Source organism: Halorubrum aidingense JCM 13560 (genome assembly GCF_000336995.1).
Lineage (GTDB): Archaea > Halobacteriota > Halobacteria > Halobacteriales > Haloferacaceae > Halorubrum > Halorubrum aidingense.
On record NZ_AOJI01000029.1, the window covers coordinates 78,643 to 102,677 of the forward strand.

Here is a 24,035-nt window from a genome sequence, read left to right on the forward strand (position 1 = left end):
GGGAGTCGGTCGCCCGGAGCGAAGCGGAGGGCGGCCGACGAGGCTGGGGAGGCGTGAGGCTGCGGGTGCGGTCCCGCGAGTGCAACGAGCGGGAGCATGGAAGTCGCAGCCCGCGCAGCGAAGCGACCAGGAACGTCTTCCAGTGGTGCGGCCGGGGCTTTGGAGGCGTTCACCCCGCCAGCAACGAATGATACCCAGCCGACAGCGACACTGGCCACTTATAAACGACCACCCCCACGAACTGATCCGCCCAGCCCCGCTCTCGAACGAGCGCACAACGTCGCGGATGAAGCGCCGTCGCCGCCGAGCGCGTCGGAATTGCGGAATATTTTTATACCGAAACCGGGCTAGATGGTGGTAATGCGCGCGGAGGCTCGTCTCGACGCCGCTCTCTTCCGAGGCCGACGAGCCCCGCGACCGCGACGAGGCGTCCGACCGCCGCGACCGGCTTCCGGCGCGACGCGACGACCGGCCCCCCGAGGCCACTAATCTTCATCCCTCGTCGCGTTCGCGCCGTTCCGTTTCCGAGAGTGACAGCTACGTCCGTCCGTAGCGTCGCCGCTGCGTTTTTATTGAGTCATCTAAACCGGTGAATATAAGGGGTAGAGGCTGTTTTACTCCGATAATGGCAAGCGTTGCACTCGCGTTCAGCGGCGGACTCGACACCACGGTCTGTGTACCACTACTGAAAGAAGAGTACGGCTACGACGAGGTCATCGGCGTCAACGTCGACGTCGGGCAGCCGACCGAGGAGTTCGACGAGGCCGAAGAGACCGCCGACGCGCTGGGGCTCGACCTCCACGTCGTCGACGCGAAAGCGGAGTTCGCGGACCTCTGTTTCGACGCGGTGAAGACGAACGCGACGTACCAGGGCTACCCGCTCGGGACCGCCCTCGCGCGCCCCGTCATCGCCGAGGCGATCCTCGGAGTCGCCGAGGACGAGGGCTGTGACGCCATCGCGCACGGCTGCACGGGCAAGGGGAACGACCAGCTCCGGTTCGAGGCCGTCTGGCGCGGCTCCGACCTGGAAGTGATCGCGCCCGTCCGCGAGCTCGGCCTGACCCGCGAGTGGGAGATCGATTACGCCGCCGAGAAGGACCTGCCCGTCGAGGCCGGCGACGGCGGCGTCTGGTCCATCGACGAGAACATCTGGTCGCGCGCGGTCGAGGGCGGCAAGCTGGAGAACCCGAACTACGAGCCGCCGGAGGACATCTACCAGTGGACCGCCGAGCCCGAAGGCGAGACGACCATCGAGATCGCCTTCGAGGAGGGCGTCCCGGTCGCCGTCGACGGCGAGGCGATGGACCCCGTTCCGCTCATCCAGTACCTCAACGACTACGCCGGCGGCTACGGCATCGGCCGCACCGACGTGATGGAGGACCGCATGCTCGGGCTGAAGGTGCGCGAGAACTACGAGCACCCGGCCGCGACCGTCCTGCTGACGGCCCACCAGGCCCTCGAAGACCTCGTTCTCACCAAGAACGAGCGCTCGTTCAAGAAGGGGATCGAACAGGAGTGGTCCGAGAAGGCGTACCAGGGGCTCGTGTTCGCGCCCGTCGTCGACGCGCTGAACGCGTTCGTCGACGAGACCCAGGACGTCGTGACCGGCACGGCGACCGTGAAGGTCTCGGGCGGCAACTGCCGCGTCGTCGCTCGCGACTCAGAGTACGCCGTGTACTCCGAGGAGATGGCCTCGTTCAACACCGAGGACGTCGCCGGTATCGCCCAGGAGGACGCGACGGGCGTCGCCAAGTACCACGGGCTGCAGGAGCGCCTCGCGAACGACGTGAAAGCGAGCGTCTCGAAGCCCGAACTGACGACCGACGGCTCCGGCGAGACGGACGAAAGCGACGACGAGAACTAAATGACCGACGACGACCCCGGCACGGCCGTCCGCCGCGACCGCTTCAGCGGCGGCCCCGCCCGCGAATTCCTGTCGAGCCTGGCGGCCGACGCGGCCATCTTCGAGGCCGATCTCGCGGTCGACCGCGCGCACACGGTGATGCTCGCCGAGCAGGGGATCGTCGACGACGCGGTCGCGGGCGAGATCCTCGCGGCGCTCGCCGACGTGGCGGACGCCGGCCACGGCGACCTCTCCGACGGCGAGGACGTCCACGAGGCGATCGAGACGGCCGTCATCGACCGTATCGGCCCGGACGGCGGCCGGATGCACACCGCGCGCTCGCGCAACGACGAGGTCGCGACCTGCATCCGGTTCCGGTTGCGCGAGGATCTGCTCGCGGCCGTCGAGGCGACGCTCGCCCTCCGCGAAGCGCTCGTCGACGTGGCGAGCGAGCACACCGAGACGGTGATGCCCGGCTACACCCACCTCCAGCCGGCCCAGCCGACGACGGTCGCGCACTACCTGCTGTCGTACGAGGGCGCCGTCGCCCGCGACACCGCCCGGCTGCTCGACGCGTACGAGCGCGTCAACCGCTCGCCGCTCGGCGCGGCCGCGTTCGCGGGGACGCCCTTCGACGTCGACCGCGATCGGACGGCCGAGCTGCTCGGGTTCGACGGGACCGTTCGCAACTCGATGGACGCCGCCTCCGCGCGCGACTTCCTCGCGGAGGGGGCGACCGCGTGCGCGACGCTCGCGACGACGCTGTCGGGACTCGCGGAGGACCTCATCATCTTCTCGAACAAGGGGGTCGTGGAGCTGTCGGACGCGTACGCGTCGACCTCCTCGATCATGCCCCAGAAGAAGAACCCCGACACGCTGGAGTTGACCCGCGGCGTCGCCGGGGACGCGATCGGCGAGGCGACCGGCACGCTGAGCCTGCTGAAGGGGCTCCCGCGGGCGTACAACCGCGACCTCCAGCGCGCTCACGCGGGCGTGTTCGAGATCGCGGACGACGTGCGCGAGGCGACGGCGATCGCCGCGGGCGCGGTCGCGACCGCCGACTGGGACGAGCCCGCGCTCGCGGACGCCGCCGGCGACGGCTTCTCGACGGCGACCGGGGTCGCCGACCTGCTCGCGATGGGCGGGATGCCCTTCCGGACCGCTCACGAGATCGTCGCGACGGCCGCGGAGACCGTCTCGGACGACGACACGGCGGAGGCGGCGGCCGCAAAAGTTGACGAGGCCACTCGAAAGGTCACGGACGAGCCCCTCTCGACGTACGTGAGCCGGGAGGACGTGGAGTCGGCGCTCGACCCAGCCACCAGCGTCGCGAGCCGCGACTCCGCCGGAGGGCCCGCTCCCGAGACGGTGGCCGACGACCTCGCGGCGGCCGAGACGGAGATCGAGACCGACGCGGAAGCGGTGGCCGCGCGCCGCGAATCGCTCGCGGACGCGGCCGAGCTGCTCGACGCAGAGGTGGCCGGGTATGTGTGAGACCGCGACGACGACCGAGCCGGAGCGACCGACCGGACTGCGACGGCCGCAGATCCGCGGGCGTCAGCGACGACGACGACGATCGGTGCGATCGGTGGTCGAGCCGCGACCGCCGATCGCGCCGCCGTCCCCGCGAGGGGACAACAACACTACTGGAATCTGACAGCGGATTCCACACGGCGATTGTATAACCGATTCAGTTCCGTTAGCGGCCGGTCTACATAGTGTAATTTAAATTATAAGTCCGAAGGGTTTATGCGGGTTCACCGTCGAGTACCAGCTACGATGACGAGTGACACCGACCCGGTGCTGGCAGAGGACCCGATTACGGGCGAAGAGATCGAGCTTCCGGCCGACGTGGAGGTCGGCGAGATCATCGACAGTCCGGTCACCGGGACCGAGCTGGAGGTCATCTCGCTTGACCCCGTCGTGTTGGAAGAGGCCCCCGAACTCGAGGAGGACTGGGGCGAGTAGATGGCGACGATCGCCACGACCGCGACACGCGAGTGGTCGACATGCAAATAGGGATCCTCTACTCGCGGATCCGTAAAGACGAGAAGCTGCTGCTCGGCGAACTGCGCGACCGCGGCCACGAGGTCGAGAAGATCGACGTCCGGAAAGAGCGGTTCGGACTCGACTCGACGACCGCGAACGTCGATGACCTCGATATCGTCGTCGACCGCTGTCTGTCGACGAGCCGGTCGCTGTACGCGACCCAGTTCCTCGACAGCTACGGCGTCCCCATCGTGAACACGCCCGAGACGGGCGACATCTGCGCCGACAAGGCGAAGAACTCGCTCGCGCTCGCGCGGGCCGACGTGCCGACGCCCGCGACGGAGGTCACGTTCACGAAGGAGGCCGCGATGGAGTCGATCGAGGAGTTCGGCTACCCCTGCGTGCTCAAGCCCGTCGTCGGGTCGTGGGGCCGGCTGATGGCGAAGATAGACTCGCGGAACGCCGCCGAGGCGATCTTAGAGCACAAGGAGACGCTCGGCCACTACGAGCACAAGGTGTTCTACATCCAGGAGTTCGTCGACAAGCCCGGCCGCGACATCCGCGCGCTGGCGGTCGACGGCGAGCCGATCGCCGCGATGACTCGGTCGTCCGACCACTGGCTCACGAACGCCGCGAAGGGCGGCGAGACGAAGCCGTTCGACCTCGACGACCGCGCGCTGGAACTGGTCGAGCGCGCGAGCGAGGCGGTCGGTGACGGGCTGCTCGGCGTCGACCTGATGGAGGTCGGCGGCGAGGGCTCCGGCGAGTACACCGTACACGAGGTGAACCACACGGTGGAGTTCAAGGCGCTGGACGCCACCACCGACGTCGACGTGCCCGCGAAGGTCGTCGACTGGCTGGAGGCGAAGGCGGCTGCGGCGGCCGACGGCGAGGAGGTCACGGCATGACGGACGAGACCTACACCGCGAGCGTCGTCGGCGGCACCGGCTTCACCGGCGGCGAGCTGTTGCGGCTCCTCTCGGGCCACCCCGACTTCGAGGTCGTGCAGGCCACGTCTCGGTCTGCCGACAACATGACCGTCGGCCGCTCGCACCCGAACCTGCGCGGGCTCGACCTGCGCTTTTCGGACCCGGACGACTTGGAGTCCGTCGACGTGCTCTTCTCGGCGACGCCGCACGGCGTCTCGATGGGACAGGTCGACGAGTACTTCGAGGCGGCCGACACGGTCGTCGACCTCTCGGCGGACTTCCGGCTGCCCGAGGCCGAGCTGTACGACGAGTGGTACGACGGGCACACCGCGCCCGAGTACCTGGAGCGCGCTGAGTACGCGCTCCCCGAGATCAACCGCGAGAACCTCCCCGGCGCCGACCTGATCGCCGGCGGGGGCTGTAACGCGACCGCGACGATGCTCGGGCTCAAGCCCCTCGTCGACGCGGGCGCGCTCGGCCCCGATACCGGCGAGGTCGTCGTCGACGTGAAGGTCGGCTCCTCGGAGGGCGGCGCCGGCGGCGGCGCGGCCTCCTCGCACCCGGAGCGCTCGGGCGTCGTGCGTCCCTACGCCCCGACCGGCCACCGCCACGAGGCGGAGATCGAGGCGTACCTCGGACTCGACGTCTCCTTCACCGTTCACGCGGTCGAGATGGTCCGCGGCGCGAGCGCGACCTGCCACGTCTTCCCCGACGAGCCCGTCTCGAAGGCGGACCTGTGGCAGGCGTACCGCGGCGCCTACGCCGACGAGCCGTTCATGCGGATCGTCTCCGGCGGGGGCGGCGTCTACCGCTACCCCGAGCCGAAGGCGGTCGCCGGCACGAACTACGGCGAGGTCGGCTTCGAGCTCGACCCCGGCAACCGGCGCGTCGTCGTCTTCTCGGCGATCGACAACATGATGAAAGGCTCCGCCGGACAGGCCGTCCACGCGGCGAACGTCGCGCTCGGGCTGCCCGAGACCGCGGGCCTCGAGTTCCAGGGGCTCCACCCCGTGGGATCGCCATGAGCGAGGAAGGGACCGACACCGGCGTCGCGCCCGTCGACGAGCCGCCCGTCGTCGTCAAGATCGGCGGCGCGAAGGCGGTCGACCCGGCCGGCGCGGTGGGCGACGTCGCCCACCTCGCGGCGAACGGTCGGCGGGTCGTCGTCGTCCACGGCGGCTCGACCGTCGTCGACGAGACGATAGAGCGGCTCGGCATGGAGCCGGAGTACGTCGAGTCCGCCTCGGGCGTCACCGGTCGGTTCACCGACGCGGCGACGATGGAGGCGTTCACGATGGCGATGGCCGGCACGCTCAACACCGAGTTGACGGCGCTGTTCCGCGAGGCCGGCGTCGACGCGGTCGGCCTCTCGGGCGTCGACGGCGGGCTCCTCTCGGGCCCGCGCAAGTCGGCGGTCCGAGTGGTCGAGGACGGCAAAAAGAAGATCCGTCGCGGCGAGCACTCCGGGCGGATCGAGTCGGTGAACGCCGACCTGCTCGGCGGCCTGCTCGAGGACGGTTACACCCCCGTCGTCTCGCCCCCGATGGAGGGGAAAGAGAGCGACGGCGGCGTCACGCCGGTCAACACCGACGCGGACCGGGCGGCCGCCGCGGTCGCGGGCGCGCTGGACGCCGACCTCGTCTTGCTGACGGACGTGGCCGGCGTGTACGCGGACCCCGAGGACCCCGACACGCTGATCGAGTCGGCGGCGACGCCCGAAGAACTGGCGGCGGTCGAAGCCGCCGCCGAGGGCTTCATGGGCAAGAAGGTGATGGCCGCCAAAGAGGCGCTCTCGGGCGGCTCCGGGCGCGTGATCGTCGCGGACGCCAACGTCAACGACCCCATCGTCGCCGCACTCGGCGGCGCGGGGACGACGATCGAGCGCGCCGCGATCGCTGAATCGGTCGAAACGGAAGGTGAGTCCGCATGAGCGGCTTCGTCTTCTCCGAGAAACCGATCGAGATCGCCTCGGGCGACGGGGTTCACCTCACCGACGCGAACGGGACCGAGTACCTCGATTTCGGCGCGAGCTACGCGTGTACCCCGGTCGGGCACTGCCACCCCGAGGTCGTCGACGCCGCGACGAGCCAGCTGAAGGAGCTGATGTACGTGCAGGCGTCGTACCCGCACGCGGCGCGGACCGCGCTGTACGAGCAACTGTCAGCGGCCGGACCCGGCGACGTCGACAACGTCTGGCTCTGTAACTCCGGGACCGAGGCCAACGAGGCCGCCCTGAAGTTCGCCCGGCACGCGACGGGCCGCGAGAAGATCGTCGCGACGACCCAGGGCTTTCACGGCCGGACGATGGGCGCGCTCGCGACCACCTGGAAACAGAAGTACAAACAGGGGTTCGAGCCGCTCGCCGGCGGCGTCGAGTTCGTCGAGTACGGCGACGCCGAGGCGATGCGCGAGGCCGTCGACGAGGAGACCGCCGCGGTGATTCTCGAACCGCTGCAGGGCGAAGGCGGGATCAACCCCGCACCCACCGAGTACCTGCAGGCGGTCCGCGAGGCGACGGCAGACGCCGGAGCCGCGATGATCCTCGACGAGATCCAGACCGGGCTCGGCCGCACCGGGTCGCTGTGGGCGGCCGACCACCACGACGTGGTGCCCGACGTGCTCACGACCGCGAAGGGGCTCGCCAGCGGACTCCCGATCGGCGCGACGCTGTGTCGCGACTGGATCGCCGAGGACTGCGGAAACCACGGATCGACGTTCTCCGGCGGCCCCGCGATCGCCGCGGCCGCGGGAGCCACGCTCGACGTCATCGAGCGCGAGGACCTCCCGGCGCACGCCGAGGAGATGGGAACGTACCTCCGCGGCGAGATCGAAGCCCGCCTCGGCGACGACGTCCGCGACGTCCGCGGCGACGGGCTGATGATCGGCATCGAAGTGAAGCGCGGCTCGAACCGCCTGCTTCGCGACCTGGCGATCAACCACCAGATCCTCGCGCTGCCGGCGGGCCGCACCGTGTTGCGGCTGCTCCCGCCGCTGACGATCGAGCGCGAGCACGCCGACGCGGTCGTCGACGCCATCGAAGAGGTGGTCGGATGATGTCGACCGGGAAGGAGCGGGAGGGTGACGACTCGACCGCCGAGTCCTCAGAGACCGACTCGTCCGGGAGCGAATCGTCCGAGACCCAGTCGTCTGCGGCCGGGACCGACGTCGTCGCCGGCGGTGGGTACCCCGAAGCCTGCGACACGCCGGCCCGGAAGCTGCTGTACGACATGGTGTCTATCCCCTCTCCCTCCGGCGAGGAGGAGCAGGCGGCGAAGCGCCTCGTCGACTTCTTCGAGGCCAACGGCCGCGAGGCGTGGATCGACGAGGTCGGGAACGTTCGCGCGCCCGCCAGCGACGCCGTCCTCCTGACCTCGCACATCGACACGGTTCCGGGCGACATCCCGGTCGAAGTGAAGCCGGCCACCGAGGACGACGAGGTCGGTGAGCCCGGCGAGCCCGTGCTCTGGGGGCGCGGCTCGGTGGACGCCACCGGTCCCCTCGTCTCGATGGCGGTCGCGGCGGTCAAAACGGGCGTCTCGTTCGTCGGCGTCAGCGGCGAGGAGACGAGTTCGCGGGGCGCCCGGTTCCTCGTCGAGGACCGCGACGCCCCCGAGGCCGTGGTGAACGGCGAGCCCTCCGGCTGGGACGGGATCACGCTCGGCTACCGCGGGTTCCTCGCGGGCACGTACGTGAACACGAGCGAGTCCGGCCACACCTCCCGGCCGGAGCCGAACGCCATCCAGCACGCGATCGACTGGTGGCACGGCGTCGAAGAGACGTTCGACCCGGCCGACCCCGACACGCCGGTGTTCGAGCAGGTGACGACGAAGCCCGTCTCGTTCGACGGCGGGCTCACCGACGACGGGCTCGCGGTCGAGGCGACGATGGACGTGCAGCTTCGCGTGCCGCCGAACCGGACCGTCGACGAGATCCACGAGCTGGCGGAGACGGAGCTGTCGACCGGATCGGTCCACTGGAAGGAGCCGATCCCCCCCGTCATGGAGAGCCCCCGGACGGAGTTGGCCCGGGCGTTCCGCGTCGCGATCCGCGGCGCCGGCGGCGACGTTCGCCTGCTGCGCAAGACCGGGACGAGCGACATGAACCTCTTCGCGGCCGCGTGGGACTGCCCGATGGTCACCTACGGCCCGGGCAACTCCGATCTCGACCACGCGCCCGACGAGCGGCTCCCGCTCTCGGACCTGGACCGGGCGACGACCGTGTTGAGCGACGTCTGTCGGGACCGACCGTAGGCGTCGCGGCGCGGGCCGCGACGCCGGCTTCTTTTGAATCGACGCGCCTCGCGACCGACGACTGATCGCACCGTTGTCACCGCACCGCGACCGCCGACGGCCACCACACATCCACCCACATCCACCCACATCCACCACACACATCCAATGCCACTCGCTACCGACGACTTCCTCGACATCGACGACGTGACGCCCGCCGAACTGGACGCCCTGCTCGACCGCGCCGCCGCGATGAAGGCCGGAGAGACCGATCCCCGGCTGGCGGACGCCACGCTCGGGATGATCTTCGAGAAGCCCTCGACGCGCACCCGCGTCTCCTTCGAGACGGGGATGACGCGGCTCGGCGGCCACGCGATGTTCCTCGGACCGGACGACATCCAGCTCGGCCACGGCGAGCCGCTGCGCGACACCGCTCGCGTGCTCGGCCGGTACGTCGACGGGGTGATGGCCCGCCTGTTCGACCACGAGGACGTCGAGACGCTCGCCGAGTACGCCGACTGCCCGGTCATCAACGGCCTCACGGACGAGGCGCACCCCTGTCAGACGCTCGCGGATCTGCTCACGATCCGCGAGACCGTCGGCGAGGACGCCACCGTGGCGTGGATCGGTGACGGAAATAACGTCGGGCAGTCGTTCGTCGTCGGCGCCGCGATGGCCGGTATCGACGTCGAGGTCGCCACGCCGGCCGACTACGGGATGGACCCCGAGGTCTTCGACCGCGCGGCCGCGTTCGGCGCGGACGTGGAGCCGACGACCGATCCGGAGGCCGCGATCGACGGCGCCGACGTCGTCTACACCGACGTGTGGATCTCGATGGGACAGGAGGGCCAGCGACACGAGAAGCTCGCCGCCTTCGACGGGTTCCAGGTGAACGCGGACCTCCTCGCCGGCACCGACGCGAAGGTGATGCACTGTCTGCCCGCACACCGCGGCGAAGAGATCACCGATGACGTGTTAGAGTCGGACCGCGCGTTGGTGTGGGACCAGGCGGAAAACCGGATGCACGCGCAGAACGCGCTGCTCGTCGAACTGCTCGACGAGGAGTGAGTCGCCCGGACCGCCCTACTCCCCGTCGGCGCTAGTGAGAAAGTCGACGTCGCCGGCGATGACGGCGCTCGCGACGACCGCGCCGCCGACGAGCAGCGCGACGACGAACGTCGTCAGCGACACCGTGAGCGCGTCGCCGCCGATAGTGACCCCGACGAACGCGCCGACGGCACCGCCGACGCCCCCGGCGATGACCGCGAGCGTCTGTGCCTCGCTCATAGCTGTCGATTCCTCAACAGACCTTATAAGCGTTCGCGCCGGGTTCTCTCGGGTGATAACGGCGACGAGGGCACGCCCTCGCGGGGTCGCCGACGTTGGCCCGGGCTACTTAGGGTACTGCCGCCCGAGATCGACGTTCGTCCCGTCGCCTGCCGCTCTATCCGCGTCGACCTCACTATCCGCGTCGGCCTCGTCGCCCCCCGGGCTGACGCTCCCGGTTCGGTAGCCGGCCATGTCGAGGGTGACGTACTCGAAGCCGAGGTCGGTGAGGTGCTCGTGGACGGCGTCGGCGAACGCGGGGTCCAGCGCGCGCTCGAGCTCGTCCGGCGCGAGTTCGACGCGCGCGAGCCCGTCGTGGTCGCGAACGCGGAACCCCGAAAAGCCCCACTCGCGGAGCACTCGCTCGGCCTTCTCCACGCGACTCAGCCGCGCCTCGGTGACCTCCAGTCCGGTCGGGATCCGCGAGGAGAGACACGCCATCGACGGCTTGTCGGCGACCGACAGGTCGTACGCCTCGGCGATCGCTCGGACCTCGGGTTTCGAGATATCCGCGTCCAGAAGCGGCGAGAACACGTCGAGCTCCTCGACCGCGCGGAGCCCGGGCCGGTGACCCTCCCCGGGGTCGTCGGCGTTGGTCCCGTCACAGACCGTGCCGATCCCCAGTCGCTTCGCCGTGTCGTACATCCGGCCGAGCCGCATCGTCCGGCAGTGGTAACAGCGGTCGCCGTCGTTGGCGACGAAGTTCGGATCGTCGAGCTCCGAGAAGGTGACCGTCTCGTGGCGGATCCCGATCTCCTCGGCCACCCGGGTGGCGTCGTCGAGCTCCGCGGCCGGCAGCGTCTCGCTGCGCGCGGTACACGCCACCGCGTCCTCGCCGAGCGCGTCCCGCGCGAGCGCCGCGACCACCGCGGAGTCGACGCCCCCCGAGAAGGCGACGAGGACGCCGTCGCGCTCGCCGAGCGCCTCGCGGGCGGTCCGCGCCTTCGCCGCCGTCTCCGGGGCGAGTCCGTCGCCGTTCTCGCCTCCCTCGCCGTCGCCGTCGACGGCGAGCGTATCCTGACTCATGGCCTCGGGTTCGCGGCCGGCGGGAAAAAGCGCGTCGGCCGCGGTCGGCCGGGCAGACGGCCGGGTGGGGGCAGTCGACCGGAACGCCTCCGCGTCCGCCCGCCGACCCCCTATCCTTTTGCGCGTTGCCGCGATATCCGCGAGTAGATGGAGTTGGAGGCGATCCCCGGCGTCGGCGCGAAGACGGCCGCCGCGTTGCGCGAGCTCGACGACCCGCTGGCGACGGTCGAGTCCGGCGACGTCGCCGCGATCGCCCGCGCGCCGGGCGTCAACGAGGCCCGCGCGGCCCGCATCGCCCGCGGAGCGATCCGCCGCCGCCACGACGACGCGGGGCGCGTGCTCGCGACAGACCGCGCCCGCGAGGTGTACCGTTCGGCGATCGACCTGCTGCGCGAGCGCACCGTCACCGACTACGCCGCGAAACGGCTGGAAACGTTCTACCCGAGCGCGTCGGCCTCGCGGATCGACGAGGCGCAGTCGTTCGTCGCGGCGGCGATGGAGCGCGACCCCGACCCGACCGTCCGCGAGGCGCTCGCGGGCGTCGAGCCGCTCGCGGATCCGCCGACCGTCCGGGTCCGCGACCGCTGTCTCGCCAGCGGCGACGCCGAGACGCTCGCTCGCGCGGAGGCGGCCGTCCCCGAGCTCTCGGTCGAGACAGTCGAGGACGCCCGCGACATTACCGAACTCGCCCGGTCGTACGCGACCGTGATCGTGCTCGACGAGGCGTTCGCCGGGCTCGACGTCGAGGGCGACGTCCACGTGCGTCCCGACGCCCTCGAAACGCCCGCGGAGACGGTTCCGGAGCGCCTGCTCGCCTTCTTCGCCGCGAATCGCGATCGGCTGGAGGCGGCCGCGACGGTCCACGAGGCGGCGGCCGCGACGGGGACGCCGGTCTCGCCGGACGGCGACCCCGCGGCAGATATCGATCGGCTCAGAGACGCGCTCTCGCGGCTCGACGACGACGGGACGATCGTCGGCGACGCCGAATTGGAGCGGCTCACCGCCGCCGTCGACGACCTCGACGCCGCGGTGTCGACGGCGGAGTCCGTCGCCGACGACCGGCTCCGCGAGGCGATCCGCGAGCGCGACGTCACCATCGAGGGGACGGACTTCCTGTCGTTAGTCGAGCAGGGGGCCCGCGTCGACTCCCTTTTGGACCGCGAACTGGCCGACGAGTACGACGCGGCGATGGCGCGCGCCCGCGAGCACCTCGCCGACGCGCTCAGACTGGAGCCCGAGGAGGCGGAGCTCGCCGACCGCGTGTTCGGCGACGACCCCTCGTTCCCGGTCGACCACGACGAGACGGCCGTCTCGCGGCTCCGGACCGAACTGGCCGCCGCGCGGGACCGCCGAGCCGCCCGGCTCAAGGCCGAGCTCGCGAGCGACCTCGGCGACCTCCGCGAGCCCGTCGAAGCGTTGGTTCGAGACGCTCTCGAACTCGACGTGGAGCTGGCGATCGCGGCGTTCACCCGGGACTTCGACTGCGTGATGCCGGCGGTGGTCGATCCGGGCGAGAGCGGTGAGTCCGCGGTCGGCGGCGACGGATCCGCGGCCGACCGCGACTCCCCCGGCTTCCGCATCGAGGGCGGGCGCTCCCCGCTTCTCGACGTCGACTTCGCGGACGTCGAGGCGATCGACTACGCCGTCTCCGGGGCGACGCTCCTCTCGGGGGTCAACTCCGGCGGGAAGACCTCCACCCTCGATCTGGTCGCGCTCGTCGTCGTCCTCGCGCAGATGGGGATGCCCGTCCCCGCCGAGTCGGCCACGGTCGAGCGCTTCGAGGAGATCCACTACTACGCGAAATCGCAGGGCACCCTCGACGCCGGTGCCTTCGAGGCGACCCTCCGGGACTTCGGCGACCTCGTCGAGGGCGCGGACGGCCGGCTCGTCTTAGTCGACGAGCTTGAGTCGATCACGGAGCCGGGCGCCTCCGCGAAGATCATCGCGGGCATCCTTGAGGCGCTCGACGGGCAGAACGCGACCGCCGTCTTCGTCTCGCACCTGGCCCGCGAGATCCGCGCCGCCGCCGACTTCGACGTGGCCGTCGACGGGATCGAAGCGGAGGGTCTCGTCGACGGCGAACTCCGCGTGAACCGCTCGCCGCGGAAGGGACACCTCGCGCGGTCGACGCCGGAGCTCATCGTCGAGAAGCTCGCCGGCGACCGCGACACCGACTTTTACGCGGAGCTACTGGAGAAGTTCTGAGCGCGGATCACGGGGGCGTCACAACAGCACGGCCCCCGCGAGCCCGAGGAAGACGAAGAAGCCCAGCACGTCGGTCGCCGTGGTGATGAAGATCGTGGCGGACGTCGCCGGATCGAGGCCGAACCGGTCGAGCACGAGCGGCATGAGCGCGCCGAAGAAGCCGGCGATGACGAGGTTCGCGACCATCGAAACGCCGATCACGGCGCCGAGCAGGACCCCGAACTCGCCGTACGAGAAGGCGGTCGCGACGACGGCGACCAGCGCGCCGGTGATGATCCCGTTCGCCGCGCCGGCGACGACCTCGTTCGCGATGACGCGCTTCCCGGTCGACAGCGACACCTGCCCGAGCGAGATGCCGCGGACGGTGACCGCCATCGACTGCGTGCCCGCGTTTCCGCCCATCCCGGCGACGACCGGCATGTACGCGGCGAGGATCGCGACGGCGGTGATCGTCGCCTCGAACAGTCCGACGACCGCGGCGGCCATGAACGCCGTCGCGAGGTTGAGGATGAGCCACTTGTACCGCCGACGGATCTTCACGAGAGGACCGTCGAGAACGCTCTCCGCCTCGGCGACGCCGGTGAACTCGTACAGCGTCTCGCCGGCGGCCTCGTCGATCAGCTGCAGGAGGTCGCTTCCGTAGATCACGCCTAAGATACCGTCGTCCTCGTCGAGCACCGCGACGGTTCGCTCGCTGTTCTGTCGAAACACCGCCAACACGTCCTCGTCGGCGCGGTCGTACCGGACCGACGGCGTCTCTCGCACGTAGTCGGTGAGCACGTCCGTCTCCGGATCGGCAGTCGAGAGCGCCGCCCCGGGCAGTTCGCCGAGGAGCGCGTCGTCTTCGGTGACGAAGATCGTCGGCATCCGCCCGGTCCGCTCCTCGAAGCGTCGGACGCGTTCCGTCACCGCCTCGAACGACCGGCCGGCGTCGACGGTGACGTAATCCAGGTTCATCACCCCGGCCGCGCTCTCGGGGTCGAACGACAGCAGGAAATCGACCTTCTCGCGGCGGGCCGCGTTGAGCGTCTCGAGCAGCGTCTCGCGGGTCGGCTCGTCGACGTAGCCGAGCACGTCCGTGACCTCGTCGGGGTCGAGCCGGTCGAGGAACGACTCCAGCTCCGCCCGGCTCATGTCGGCCGCGACCGCGGCTCTGACGTCGACCGTGAGCCCGAAGAAGGCGTCGCGCCACTCCCGCTCCGGCAGCGACGTGAACCGCGCTCCGGGCCGCGGAGACATGGCGATCGTCTCCCGATCCGCCTCCGTCTGGCTGTCCATGTACGTAGGGTACGGGTGGCACACAAAACGGTACCGACGCCGCCTCGGGGAGTTCTCCATCGCGTCCGGAGTGGATGTCGCAGATCGCCGCTGCCGACATATTTTATAAATGACCGAGAGCGGTGGCGACGACTATTGATAAACGAATCGGCGGTGGCGCGCTCCGGTGAGCGCCGCACTGCGGCGCGAATCCGAGCGCGAGGGACGCGGCGACCGAAGGGAGCCGCGAGGCTGGGGAGGCGTGAGGCGCGGTGCTGTGTGGTACGGTTAGAGCGTTGGCATAGTTAGGCCGCGCTCAACGATTTATAAACAGCCGACAGCAACACCGCTGCTCCACTTATAAAGAACTGCGCCATCGGATCGAGTCACCCACTCCCGCACTCCATCATCGCCGTGGCTGTACGCTCAGTCGTCGTCCGCGATCGCCGGCTTCCGGCGGTCGTCGCGCGGCCCGGCGATGTCGACGTCGGGCAGCAGGTCGCGCAGGTACCGTCCCGTGTGCGAGGCGTCGGTGCGGGCCACTTCCTCGGGGGTGCCGCTGGCGACCAGTTCGCCGCCGCCCTCGCCGCCCTCCGGACCGAGGTCGATGACGCGGTCGGCGTTCTTCACGAGGTCGAGCTCGTGTTCGATGACGACCACCGTGTTGCCGCCGTCGACGAGTCGGTGGAGCACGTCGATCAGCTTGCGTTCGTCCTCCTTGTGGAGCCCCGTCGTCGGCTCGTCGAGCAGGTAGAGCGTGTCGCCGGTCGCCTTCTTGCCGAGCTCCTCGGCGAGCTTGACGCGCTGGGCCTCGCCGCCGGAGAGCGTGGTGGAGGGCTGTCCGAGCTCCATGTAGTCGAGCCCGACGTCTTTCAAGAGCTTCAGCCGGCGCTGGAGCCCCTGGTGGCTCTCGAAGAAGTCGTACGCCTCCTCGACGCTCATGTCGAGAACGTCGGCGATGGTCGCGCCCTTGTACGCCACGTCGAGCGTCTCGTCGTTGTAGCGGGCGCCGCCGCACTGCTCGCAGGGGACGTACACGTCCGAGAGGAAGTTCATCTCGATTTTGACGGTCCCCTGCCCGCCGCACTCCTCACAGCGCCCGCCCTTCACGTTGAACGAGAACCGACCCTTCTCGTAGCCGCGCCGCTTCGACAGCTTGGTCTCCGCGAACAGCTCGCGGACGTGATCGAACACGTCCGTGTACGTCGCGGGGTTCGAGCGCGGCGTCCGCCCGATCGGCGACTGGTCGATGAGCCGCACCGTCTCGATCTGGTCGATCCCGTCGATCCCGTCGTGGTCGCCGGGGTCGACGGAGGTGTTGTCGTTCATCTCGCGGACGAGCGATTTATACAGGATGTCGTTGACGAGCGTCGACTTCCCGGAGCCGGAGACGCCGGTGACGGCCGTGAGCGTGCCGAGCGGGATCGGCACGTCGACGTCCGTCAGGTTGTGCTGGCGGGCGCCCCGGACCACGAGTTCGCCGTCGGGCTCCCGGCGCTCCGTCGGGACGGGGATCTCCTTGCGGCCCGAGAGGTAGTCGGCGGTGATCGACTCGTCGGCGGCGACGATGTCGTCGAAGTCGCCCTGCGCGACGACCTCGCCGCCGCGCTTGCCCGGCCCCGGTCCCATGTCGATCACGTGGTCGGCCCGGCGCATCGTCTCCTCGTCGTGCTCGACGACGACGAGGGTGTTGCCCAGATCGCGCAGCCCGGAGAGCGTGTCGAGCAGGCGGTCGTTGTCGCGCTGGTGGAGCCCGATGGAGGGCTCGTCGAGCACGTAGAGCACGCCGACGAGCCCCGATCCGACCTGCGTGGCGAGCCGGATGCGCTGGCTCTCGCCGCCGGAAAGGGTCGACGCCTCCCGGTCGAGCGTGAGGTACTCCAAGCCGACCTCCTCCATGAAGCCGAGCCGCGCGCGGATCTCTTTTAATATCTCCGCGGCGATCGTCGTCTCGCGCTCCGAGAGCGTCTCCTCCATCCCCTCGAAGTGCGCGCGCGCGTCGGCGATGGAGAGCCGGTTCACCTCGGTGATCGGCGTGCCGTCGACGAGGACGTGTCGCGACTGCGTTTTGAGTCGGGTGCCGTCGCACTCCGGGCACGTCGTCACGGCCATGTACTCCTCGATGTGGTCGCGGGCGCGCTCGGAGTCGGTCTCGACGTGCCGGCGCTCCAGATTGGGGATCACGCCCTCGAACCGCTCGGTCTTCTCGCGGGTGCCGTTCTTCGTCGTCCACTCGAAGTGAACGACGTCGTCGGTGCCGTAGAGGAACTGCCGGCGGATCGACTCGTCCAACTCCTCGAAGGGCGTCGAAAGCGAGACGCCGAAGTGGTCCGCGACGTTGTCGAGCTGGCGGGAGTAGTAGGTGCGGTTGTAGCTCCACGGCTCGAAGACGTGCTTGAGGGGCTTCGAGGGGTCCTCGACGACGAGATCCTCGTCGACCTCCTTCGTCGATCCGATCCCCTCGCACTCGGCGCAGGCGCCGTACGGGCTGTTAAAGGAGAACGAGCGGGTCTCGATCGCGGAAAACTGGAAGTCGGAGTTGGGGTTGCCGAGCTCCTCGGAGAACTCGACGACGAGCCGGTCGTCGCCCTCCGCGTCCGCCGCCAGCGACCCGGTCGACCGAGCGTTCGAGGCGAACGGCACGTCCTCGGGCGGGTCCGGGACGATCAGCTTGAGCGCGCCGCCGGCCTCCTCCAAGGCGGTCTCGACCGAGTCCGTGATCCGCGAGCGAGCGTCAGGCGACACCTGTACCCGGTCGACGATCACGTCGATCGTGTGGTCGTAGTTCTGGTCGAGTTCGGGGTCGTCGAGGGTCAGATCGAGCGGCTCGCCGTCGACTTCGACGCGGGCGTACCCGTCGCCGACGAGTTCGTCGAACAGGTCCTCGAACGCGCCCTTCTGGTCGCGGACGACCGGCGCCGCGATCTTCGCGCGGGTCCCCTCGGGGAGTTCGAGGATCTGCGCGACCATGTCCTGTGCGGACTGCTCGCCGACCTCCTCGCCGGTGACGGGGTCGTACTGGGTGCCGATCCGGGCGTACAGGAGCCGGAGGTAGTCGTGCAGTTCGGTGACGGTCCCCACCGTGGATCGGGGATTGTTCGCGGCGTTCTTCTGGTCGATAGAGATCGCCGGGGAGAGCCCTTCGACGGCCTCGACCTGCGGTTTGTCCATCTGCCCGAGGAAGTTGCGGGCGTACGCCGACAGCGACTCGATGTACCGGCGCTGTCCCTCGGCGTAAACGGTGTCGAACGCGAGCGACGACTTCCCCGACCCGGAGAGCCCGGTGACGACGGTGAACTCCTCGCGCGGGATCCGGACGTCGAGGTCCTTGAGGTTGTGCTCCTCGGCGCCGCGGACCTCGATGTAGTCCTTGCTCATCTTGTCCGCTCGTAACGGGCGCGCGCGGGAATACTCGTCGGTCTCGGCGGTTTGACGGATCGTCGTCGCCCGCGTCCGCGGGCTCGCGGTGGGCTCACAGTGGACACACAGTGGGACGGTCGCCCGGCGCGACCTCTCGGTCAGCGCCCGACGAAGTCGGCCGGCGGCGAGAGGTTCCGACGGCCACCGAACGTGACGAGGAACAGGACGCCGACGCCGACGCCGTACGCCGCCATCAGCGGGAGCGTCGCGAGGAACATCGTGATCACGTCGGCCGGGGTGAACACGGCCGCGAACAGCATGGTCCCGACGGTGACCTCGCGCCAGCGCTCGCGGAAGACGTCGTACGGGACGCCAGCCTTGTTCAGAAGCAGCATCACGACCGGGATGTCCGCGAGGAACCCGATCCCGATCGTCGTGTAGACGACGAGCCAGAGGAAGTCGCTCACCTGGTAGGTGATGATCATGTTCGCCAGCTCGGCGTCGGTGACGAGCCACCCGATGATCCCCGGTGCGATGTACGCGTAGCCGAGCGCGAAGCCGCCGACGAGCCCGGTCAGCAGCGCGCCGGCCCAGAGGTACACCTGGTAGATCCGCCCGGCGACGAAGCCGCGCTCGCGAAGGGCGGGCCACGCGTAATACAGGAGGAAGGGGAACACCGCGACGAGCCCGAGCAGCACGGAGAACTTCACCATGAAGATCAGCGCCTCGACCGGGTGGAGGGTGATGATGTTGATCCCGCCGCCGAGTTCCGCCGGAACCCGCCGTTCGAGGTCGTTTCGAACCGTCGCGAGTCCGCCGAGGTACAGCCACGTGAACACGAGCGCCATCACGCTCGAGAAGACGGCGACGAGCCGGAACGACCGCGAGCGGACCGAGTCGAAGATGAACCGAAGGTCCTTGTAGTAGCCGCCGATGTCGTCTTCGGCGTCCTCCTCGTCGCCGTCGGTGAGTTCGGAGAGGAACGTGGACCCCGCCCGGGAGGACCGGTCCTGCACAGATCCCATGAGACCGCCGCTCCCACCGCCACTGCCGCCCGAGCCGCCTCCCGCCGACGCACCGCTGGAGTCCGTGCCGTCGCCGTCACCGTCTCCGTCCTCCCCGTCGTGTACCGCGTCGAAGCGGTCGAGGATCGCCTGCGCCTTCTCGGCGTCGTCGTCCTCGATCGCGGCCTGCGCCAGCGCGAGCGACTCCCCTTCCTCCATCTCCGCGAAGGCGTCGTCGGGGGCTGCGCGGACGCCGGCGGCGTCGAGTTCGCTCACGTCGATCGCCGTCGGGTCGCCGTACTGGTACCCCGCGCTCGTGGTGTCGAGATCGGTGAACACCGCCCATAGCGTCGCGAGGAGTGCGAACGCGATCCCCCACGCGGCGGCGTAGATCGCGGCGGCCGTGACGGGGTCGACGCCGAGGCCGGCGCCCGGTTCGAGGAAGCGCCAGTCGCTGTTGGCCCACCGGAGAAGACCGTTGGCGCCGTCGCGGCCGCCGTACTCGTAGAAGGCGTAGACGAGTCCGCCGCCGAGGACCGCCGCGCCGCCGACGACGTTCCAGTGGTTCCGAACCGACCCGAGGACCCGGATACCGTCGGAGCTCCGCTGGGCGGTGACGACGAGTTTCGCGAGATAGAGACTGAATCCGTACAGCACGATGAGCGGGAACGCCCACATCAGCTGCGTGAACGGGTCCGGCGGCGAAAAGACGGCCCCGAAAACGAAGATGGCGACGACCGCGTAGCGCCACTTGTCGCGGAACGTCTCGTACTGAACGATTCCGGAGTAGGAGAGGCCGGTGACCATCAGGGGCATCTGCCCCGCCAGCCCGAACGACAGCGAGAGGAAGACGATGAACTCCGTCCACATCACGATCCCGTACGTCGGCTGGATCCCGGCTTCGAGGCCGAATCCGGCCAGAAACGAGAACATGATCGGGAAGAAGGCGAAGACGCCGTACGCGACCCCGACGGTGAACAGCCCGGCGCCGAGGAGGCCGATCGCCGCGAGCTTCCAGCGAGAGACGGGCGACCGCGGCCACGCACCGCGGGCGCGCAGTTCGTCCCGAGAAACGTAGATGAACGGAGGGATCGCGACGATCGCACCGACGATCAGCCCGATCTTCGCCTGCAGCAGGATCACCTCGAACGGCGTCGTCGCGATGACGTCGGCTTCCGCGGCGACCGCGGGGTCCATGTTCGCCTCGGTAATTCCCCTGAGCGTGTCCCAAACGTATATTCGGAGCGCCCAGAACGTCGCGAGAAAGCCCAACAGGAAGACGATAAACACCTTCTGGAGGTCTTTCTGGACCGACCGAAGGAACGCCTTCGCCGACTCGCGACCGTCCGCGAGCGACTGCTGGGTATCCTCGTCGAGGGCACTCGCCATACGGCATCCGAAGTCCGTCGTCGTTATCAACCTTTTCGACCGCGTGCGCGCTCCGCGAGAGGGTCGCGACGGGCGACCGCGCCCGCGACTATCCGAAAAGGCCTATAGTCACCCGGTTGCGTAGATGAACTGAATGGACGACTCGGACCGGTCGCGTGACGAGCCCTCGGACCCGGTAGACGACTCGGTCGCCGACGACGGGACGGTCGATAGCGGCGACGACGGCGCCGACTCTGCGGAGTCCGACGCGGACGCCGGCTCCGGCGACGAGGGGTCGACGACCGTCGAATCCGAGGTGACCGCCGAGGTGACGCCGGAGGTCACGACCGGCGACGGCGAAGAGGACCTCGACGATATCGAGGACGACGGCGATGATGAGCCGGGCCCCGACGATATCGAGGACGACGGCGATGATGAGCCGGGCCCCGACGATATCGAGGACGACGGCGATGATGAGCCGGGCCCCGACGATATCGAGGCCGCCGCCGGCGACGGCGGCGCGACGGCGACCGTCGACGACGAATCGTTCGAGGGCATCGAGGGGCCGGAGACGGACGAGGAGATGCCGCTGGCGGCCCACATTGAGGAGATGATGCGACGGCTCGCGGTCGTGTTCGCCATCGGCGGACTCGCGACGCTCGTGGTCGTCACGGAGTCGACGGAGCTCATCAACTACTTCTGGAGCTACCACATCCCCGAGCCCGTAGAGAACCGACCGCGGCTGTACGGGCCCCTCGAACTCCCGCTCACGCGGCTCAAAGTCGCCGGACTCGCGGGAGTCGTCGTCGGGCTACCGGCGTTCGTCTACCAGACGTACCGGTTTATGAAACCGGGGCTGTACGAGAACGAACGGCGTTACTACCTCGCGGCGGTGCCGACGAGCCTCGTGCTCGGCGGGATCGGGATCGCGTTCGCGCACTTCCTCGTGTTGCCGGCGATCTTCTCGTATTTCACCACCTACAGCGCCGACGCCGCGACGATCGCGTTCGGGCTCGCAGAGACGTTCAACCTGATCGTGATCATGCTGGCGTTCATGGCGATCGTCTTCCAGATCCCGCTTTTCATCATGCTCGCGATCATGATGAACCTCGTCACTCGGCAGTGGCTGGAGGCGAAGCGGCTGATCTTCTGGGGCGCGTTCCTCGGGATCGCCTTCCTGTTCAGCCCGGACCCGACGGGGATGGCGCCGATCATCGTGACGCTCACCATGATCGTGTTGTACGAGGGGACGCTGGCGATCCTGCGCTGGACCGGGAACTAGTCGGGTCCGCGACCGTCCGCCCGCGGCGTCGCGGTCGTGAGCGAAACCTGCCCCGGTGCCGGTCGCTTATGTGCGCGCACTCGTACAGAGTGGTATGAACGAGGATTCACGCGCCGACCGGCGCTCCCCCGTCGGCAAGCCCGTCGTCCGGTCGGACCCGGCCGTCACGGGCGACCGAGCCGCCGAGGCGGTCGGGTTCGACCCGAACGACCCCGAGAGCGTCGCCGAGGCCGCGGAGACCGTGGGCCGCTTCGCGGCCGGCGACGTCGGCGACGACGACAACGTGTTGATGCTCCGGGGGGCGGCGGCGTGCGCGGCCCTCGTTCGCGGGGTCGGCTCGTATAAACAGGCGGCCGCGCGCGCCGGCGACGGCGTCTCCGTGGCGTTCATCCGGAAGTGGGCGCGGGTCCACGACCTCCCGCAGGCGATCCGCCGACAGGTCGCGAACGGGCGGATCGCGCCGAGCGCCGCGAAACATATCGCCCGACTCGGCGGCACCGACCGCTACCTCCTCGCGTGGGCGACCATCGACGGCGACCTCACGGTCCGAGAGGTTCGATCGATCGCCTCCGCGGTCAACGACGGGAGCGACGTCGAGAGCGCGGTCCGCGAGGCGGGCGTCGACCTCGGCCACGTCGACCTCCGGCTCCCGCTCGACACCTACGTGGAACTCAGGCGACGAGCCTCGAACCGCAACGTCGAGCCCGGCGCCCTCGTGGCGGAGGCGCTCGACGATTACTTCGACGACGGTGCCGGCGACGCCGACCCCGACTCGCGCCGGTCGGCGTAATCCGCTGCAAACCGGACGATCGCGTTCGCGATCGCCTCGCGTCCCTCTTTCACCTCCTCCCACGCGATCGTCTCGTCCGGGTAGTGCGCCTCGGTGATACTTCCGGGCCCCAGAAGCACCGTCGGGATCCCCGCCGCGACGTAGTGTCTGGAGTCCGCGCCGTAGGTGGCGCCGGTCGGCTCCGCGTCCGGGACGCCGGCCTCGACGAGTCCCGCGCGAGCCGCCTCGACGATCGGCTCGTCGACGGCGATTTCGGCGGGTTCGAACTGCACCGAGAACCGCTCGAACGTCGGCGGGTGCTCGCGGAGCCACGGGTCGTCGGCGACCACCTCGTCGAGTCGCGCCCGGAACGCCGCCTCGACCTCGTCGACGGTCTCGCCGGGCGCCACGCCGATCCGGAACTCAGCGGCAAGCGTCGCCGGTACCGTCGACGCCCACGAGCCGGCGGTGACCGTTCCGCAGACGACCGGCCACGGCACCGGGAACTCGCCGTACAGGGGGTGCGTCACCGACTCGCCCCGCTCCGTTTCGAGGTCCATGAACGCCCCGCGGATCGCCTCGAACCGCGGGAGCACGTCTTCGCCGCGCCAGGGCGTGGCCGCGTGCGCGCTCCGCCCGGTCAACTCCAGCCGCGCCATCAGCGACCCCTCGCAGGCGACGATGGGTCGGAGTTCGGTCGGCTCCGCGACGATCGCCGCGTCGCGCTCGAAGGGGTAGGGGTTCGAGAGCGCCGCGGTCGCCGCGCCGTATCCGCCGTCCTCCTCGCCCGCGACCGCCTCGACGACGACCCGGAGGCCGGCCTCGGGCAGATCGGCCGCCCCCCGTTCGACCCGTTCGCGCACGTCGAGGGCCGCACCGACGCACGCCGCGACGCCCGACTTCATGTCTGCCGCGCCTCGCGCGGTGAGGGTTTCGGTTCCCGTCCGGCCGCCCTCGCGCTCGTCTTCGGTCTCGCTCCACACCGGTTCGAAGGGGTCGCTCGACCACTCGGCGGGCTCGGCGGGCACGACGTCGATGTGTCCGTTCAAGACGATCGTGGGAGTGGAAGTGCCGCCCGAGCCGTCGGCCCCGCCCAGCGCGAGCACGCCGGCGACGCTCCGGCGCCCCGCCACGTCGGCGGCGGTGAGGTCGTCCGGGAATGACGGGTGGTCCGCGAGGCGGTCGGCGTCGGCGTCCCACGCGTACGTTTCGAAGCCGAGGTCGGCCAGCCGGTTCTCGACGAAGTCGGCGGCCGCCGCCTCTTCGCCGGCGGTCGAGGCGAACCCACAGAGGTCGGCGGCGAACGCGCGCATGTCGAAGTCCATACCTGCGGCGACGGCGGGGGCTCGGAAACCGTTTCGGGTCGGGCCGGAGCGGGCTAGGGCGGGGGTGGCGGGGTCGCCGCGGTGGCCCCCTTGCTGCGGGCGGTTTCTAAACGTTTATCCGTG

The 24,035-nt window shown here is 69.7% G+C and carries 18 protein-coding genes; 12 read left to right on the forward strand and 6 right to left on the reverse strand.

Annotated features, from left to right (window positions below; all coding sequences use genetic code 11):
- Positions 1 to 625: 625 nt before the first annotated feature.
- The 9 genes from C461_RS12455 to argF all read left to right on the forward strand — a co-directional run bounded on the left by C461_RS12455 (position 626) and on the right by argF (position 10,058).
- Positions 626 to 1,864, forward strand: a complete 1,239-nt coding sequence (locus tag C461_RS12455) for an argininosuccinate synthase (RefSeq protein WP_008001774.1) — start codon at positions 626 to 628, stop codon at positions 1,862 to 1,864.
- Positions 1,865 to 3,337 carry an argininosuccinate lyase gene (gene argH / locus C461_RS12460; RefSeq protein ID WP_008001776.1) on the forward strand — a complete coding sequence of 491 codons (1,473 nt, stop codon included), beginning with the start codon at positions 1,865 to 1,867 and terminating at the stop codon, positions 3,335 to 3,337.
- Between the two features lie 285 nt (positions 3,338 to 3,622).
- Entirely contained in the window at positions 3,623 to 3,811 is a 189-nt protein-coding gene (gene lysW / locus C461_RS12465; RefSeq protein ID WP_008001778.1) for a lysine biosynthesis protein LysW, read from the forward strand.
- 41 nt (positions 3,812 to 3,852) lie between these two features.
- Entirely contained in the window at positions 3,853 to 4,740 is an 888-nt protein-coding gene (gene lysX / locus C461_RS12470; RefSeq protein ID WP_008001780.1) for a lysine biosynthesis protein LysX, read from the forward strand.
- Positions 4,737 to 5,786, forward strand: coding sequence for an N-acetyl-gamma-glutamyl-phosphate reductase (argC, locus tag C461_RS12475; protein WP_008001781.1), 1,050 nt, complete (start codon positions 4,737 to 4,739; stop codon positions 5,784 to 5,786). The genes lysX and argC overlap by 4 nt, the downstream gene beginning before the upstream one ends.
- The gene (locus C461_RS12480) at positions 5,783 to 6,691 is read left to right on the forward strand and encodes an acetylglutamate/acetylaminoadipate kinase (RefSeq protein WP_008001784.1); all 909 of its coding nucleotides are present in this window, start codon (positions 5,783 to 5,785) and stop codon (positions 6,689 to 6,691) included. The genes argC and C461_RS12480 overlap by 4 nt, the downstream gene beginning before the upstream one ends.
- A complete protein-coding gene (locus C461_RS12485; RefSeq protein WP_008001786.1) occupies positions 6,688 to 7,815 on the forward strand; it encodes an aspartate aminotransferase family protein in 1,128 nt (375 codons plus the stop codon). Before C461_RS12480 ends, C461_RS12485 begins: the two co-directional genes overlap by 4 nt.
- Positions 7,815 to 9,011: a [LysW]-lysine hydrolase gene (locus C461_RS12490; protein ID WP_008001788.1), complete on the forward strand. Its 1,197-nt coding sequence runs from the start codon at positions 7,815 to 7,817 to the stop codon at positions 9,009 to 9,011. The genes C461_RS12485 and C461_RS12490 overlap by 1 nt, the downstream gene beginning before the upstream one ends.
- A 147-nt stretch (positions 9,012 to 9,158) precedes the next feature.
- The gene (argF, locus tag C461_RS12495; protein ID WP_008001790.1) at positions 9,159 to 10,058 is read left to right on the forward strand and encodes an ornithine carbamoyltransferase; all 900 of its coding nucleotides are present in this window, start codon (positions 9,159 to 9,161) and stop codon (positions 10,056 to 10,058) included.
- A 15-nt stretch (positions 10,059 to 10,073) separates the two neighbouring features.
- Here the strand turns inward: argF and C461_RS12500 are convergent, their stop codons facing one another.
- Together C461_RS12500 and larE are read right to left on the reverse strand one after the other, a co-directional pair.
- Positions 10,074 to 10,277, reverse strand: a complete 204-nt coding sequence (locus C461_RS12500; protein WP_008001792.1) for a hypothetical protein — start codon at positions 10,275 to 10,277, stop codon at positions 10,074 to 10,076.
- A 105-nt stretch (positions 10,278 to 10,382) separates the two neighbouring features.
- Entirely contained in the window at positions 10,383 to 11,342 is a 960-nt protein-coding gene (gene larE, locus C461_RS12505; RefSeq protein ID WP_008001794.1) for an ATP-dependent sacrificial sulfur transferase LarE, read from the reverse strand.
- Between the two features lie 147 nt (positions 11,343 to 11,489).
- On the opposite strand from larE, the gene C461_RS12510 reads away from it, so the two are divergent.
- On the forward strand, positions 11,490 to 13,547 hold the full coding sequence (locus C461_RS12510) for a MutS-related protein (RefSeq protein WP_008001797.1): 2,058 nt from the start codon (positions 11,490 to 11,492) through the stop codon (positions 13,545 to 13,547).
- Positions 13,548 to 13,565: 18 nt separating this feature from the next.
- Here C461_RS12510 and C461_RS12515 read toward each other — a convergent pair whose 3' ends face one another.
- The 3 genes from C461_RS12515 to tatC form a co-directional block, all read right to left on the reverse strand.
- The gene (locus C461_RS12515) at positions 13,566 to 14,825 is read right to left on the reverse strand and encodes a magnesium transporter (RefSeq protein ID WP_008001799.1); all 1,260 of its coding nucleotides are present in this window, start codon (positions 14,823 to 14,825) and stop codon (positions 13,566 to 13,568) included.
- Positions 14,826 to 15,230: 405 nt separating this feature from the next.
- Entirely contained in the window at positions 15,231 to 18,182 is a 2,952-nt protein-coding gene (gene uvrA, locus C461_RS12520) for an excinuclease ABC subunit UvrA (protein ID WP_008001802.1), read from the reverse strand.
- Positions 18,183 to 18,322: 140 nt separating this feature from the next.
- Positions 18,323 to 20,557, reverse strand: a complete 2,235-nt coding sequence (gene tatC / locus C461_RS12525; RefSeq protein ID WP_008001804.1) for a twin-arginine translocase subunit TatC — start codon at positions 20,555 to 20,557, stop codon at positions 18,323 to 18,325.
- Positions 20,558 to 20,690: 133 nt separating this feature from the next.
- Here tatC and C461_RS12530 point away from each other — a divergent pair, with 133 nt between their 5' ends.
- Positions 20,691 to 21,818 carry a twin-arginine translocase subunit TatC gene (locus C461_RS12530; RefSeq protein WP_008001806.1) on the forward strand — a complete coding sequence of 376 codons (1,128 nt, stop codon included), beginning with the start codon at positions 20,691 to 20,693 and terminating at the stop codon, positions 21,816 to 21,818.
- Positions 21,819 to 21,912: 94 nt separating this feature from the next.
- Entirely contained in the window at positions 21,913 to 22,608 is a 696-nt protein-coding gene (locus tag C461_RS12535) for a DUF7119 family protein (protein ID WP_008001808.1), read from the forward strand.
- Here C461_RS12535 and C461_RS12540 read toward each other — a convergent pair.
- Positions 22,554 to 23,912 (reverse strand): M20/M25/M40 family metallo-hydrolase, encoded by a 1,359-nt coding sequence (locus C461_RS12540; RefSeq protein ID WP_008001810.1) that lies wholly within the window; start codon positions 23,910 to 23,912, stop codon positions 22,554 to 22,556. The genes C461_RS12535 and C461_RS12540 overlap by 55 nt on opposite strands.
- Between the last annotated feature and the right edge of the window lie 123 nt (positions 23,913 to 24,035).

What these genes read in the sequence shown, in the direction of transcription:
- C461_RS12480 (WP_008001784.1), top strand. Translation starts at nt 5,783, where the DNA reads ATGAGCGAGGAAGGGACCGACACCGGCGTCGCGCCCGTCGACGAGCCG.
- larE (WP_008001794.1), bottom strand. Translation starts at nt 11,342, where the DNA reads ATGAGTCAGGATACGCTCGCCGTCGACGGCGACGGCGAGGGAGGCGAG.
- argF (WP_008001790.1), top strand. Translation starts at nt 9,159, where the DNA reads ATGCCACTCGCTACCGACGACTTCCTCGACATCGACGACGTGACGCCC.
- C461_RS12500 (WP_008001792.1), bottom strand. Translation starts at nt 10,277, where the DNA reads ATGAGCGAGGCACAGACGCTCGCGGTCATCGCCGGGGGCGTCGGCGGT.
- C461_RS12510 (WP_008001797.1), top strand. Translation starts at nt 11,490, where the DNA reads ATGGAGTTGGAGGCGATCCCCGGCGTCGGCGCGAAGACGGCCGCCGCG.
- C461_RS12535 (WP_008001808.1), top strand. Translation starts at nt 21,913, where the DNA reads ATGAACGAGGATTCACGCGCCGACCGGCGCTCCCCCGTCGGCAAGCCC.
- C461_RS12530 (WP_008001806.1), top strand. Translation starts at nt 20,691, where the DNA reads ATGGACGACTCGGACCGGTCGCGTGACGAGCCCTCGGACCCGGTAGAC.
- lysX (WP_008001780.1), top strand. Translation starts at nt 3,853, where the DNA reads ATGCAAATAGGGATCCTCTACTCGCGGATCCGTAAAGACGAGAAGCTG.
- lysW (WP_008001778.1), top strand. Translation starts at nt 3,623, where the DNA reads ATGACGAGTGACACCGACCCGGTGCTGGCAGAGGACCCGATTACGGGC.
- uvrA (WP_008001802.1), bottom strand. Translation starts at nt 18,182, where the DNA reads ATGAGCAAGGACTACATCGAGGTCCGCGGCGCCGAGGAGCACAACCTC.
- C461_RS12490 (WP_008001788.1), top strand. Translation starts at nt 7,815, where the DNA reads ATGTCGACCGGGAAGGAGCGGGAGGGTGACGACTCGACCGCCGAGTCC.
- C461_RS12515 (WP_008001799.1), bottom strand. Translation starts at nt 14,825, where the DNA reads ATGGACAGCCAGACGGAGGCGGATCGGGAGACGATCGCCATGTCTCCG.
- C461_RS12540 (WP_008001810.1), bottom strand. Translation starts at nt 23,912, where the DNA reads ATGGACTTCGACATGCGCGCGTTCGCCGCCGACCTCTGTGGGTTCGCC.
- C461_RS12485 (WP_008001786.1), top strand. Translation starts at nt 6,688, where the DNA reads ATGAGCGGCTTCGTCTTCTCCGAGAAACCGATCGAGATCGCCTCGGGC.
- argH (WP_008001776.1), top strand. Translation starts at nt 1,865, where the DNA reads ATGACCGACGACGACCCCGGCACGGCCGTCCGCCGCGACCGCTTCAGC.
- argC (WP_008001781.1), top strand. Translation starts at nt 4,737, where the DNA reads ATGACGGACGAGACCTACACCGCGAGCGTCGTCGGCGGCACCGGCTTC.
- C461_RS12455 (WP_008001774.1), top strand. Translation starts at nt 626, where the DNA reads ATGGCAAGCGTTGCACTCGCGTTCAGCGGCGGACTCGACACCACGGTC.
- tatC (WP_008001804.1), bottom strand. Translation starts at nt 20,557, where the DNA reads ATGGCGAGTGCCCTCGACGAGGATACCCAGCAGTCGCTCGCGGACGGT.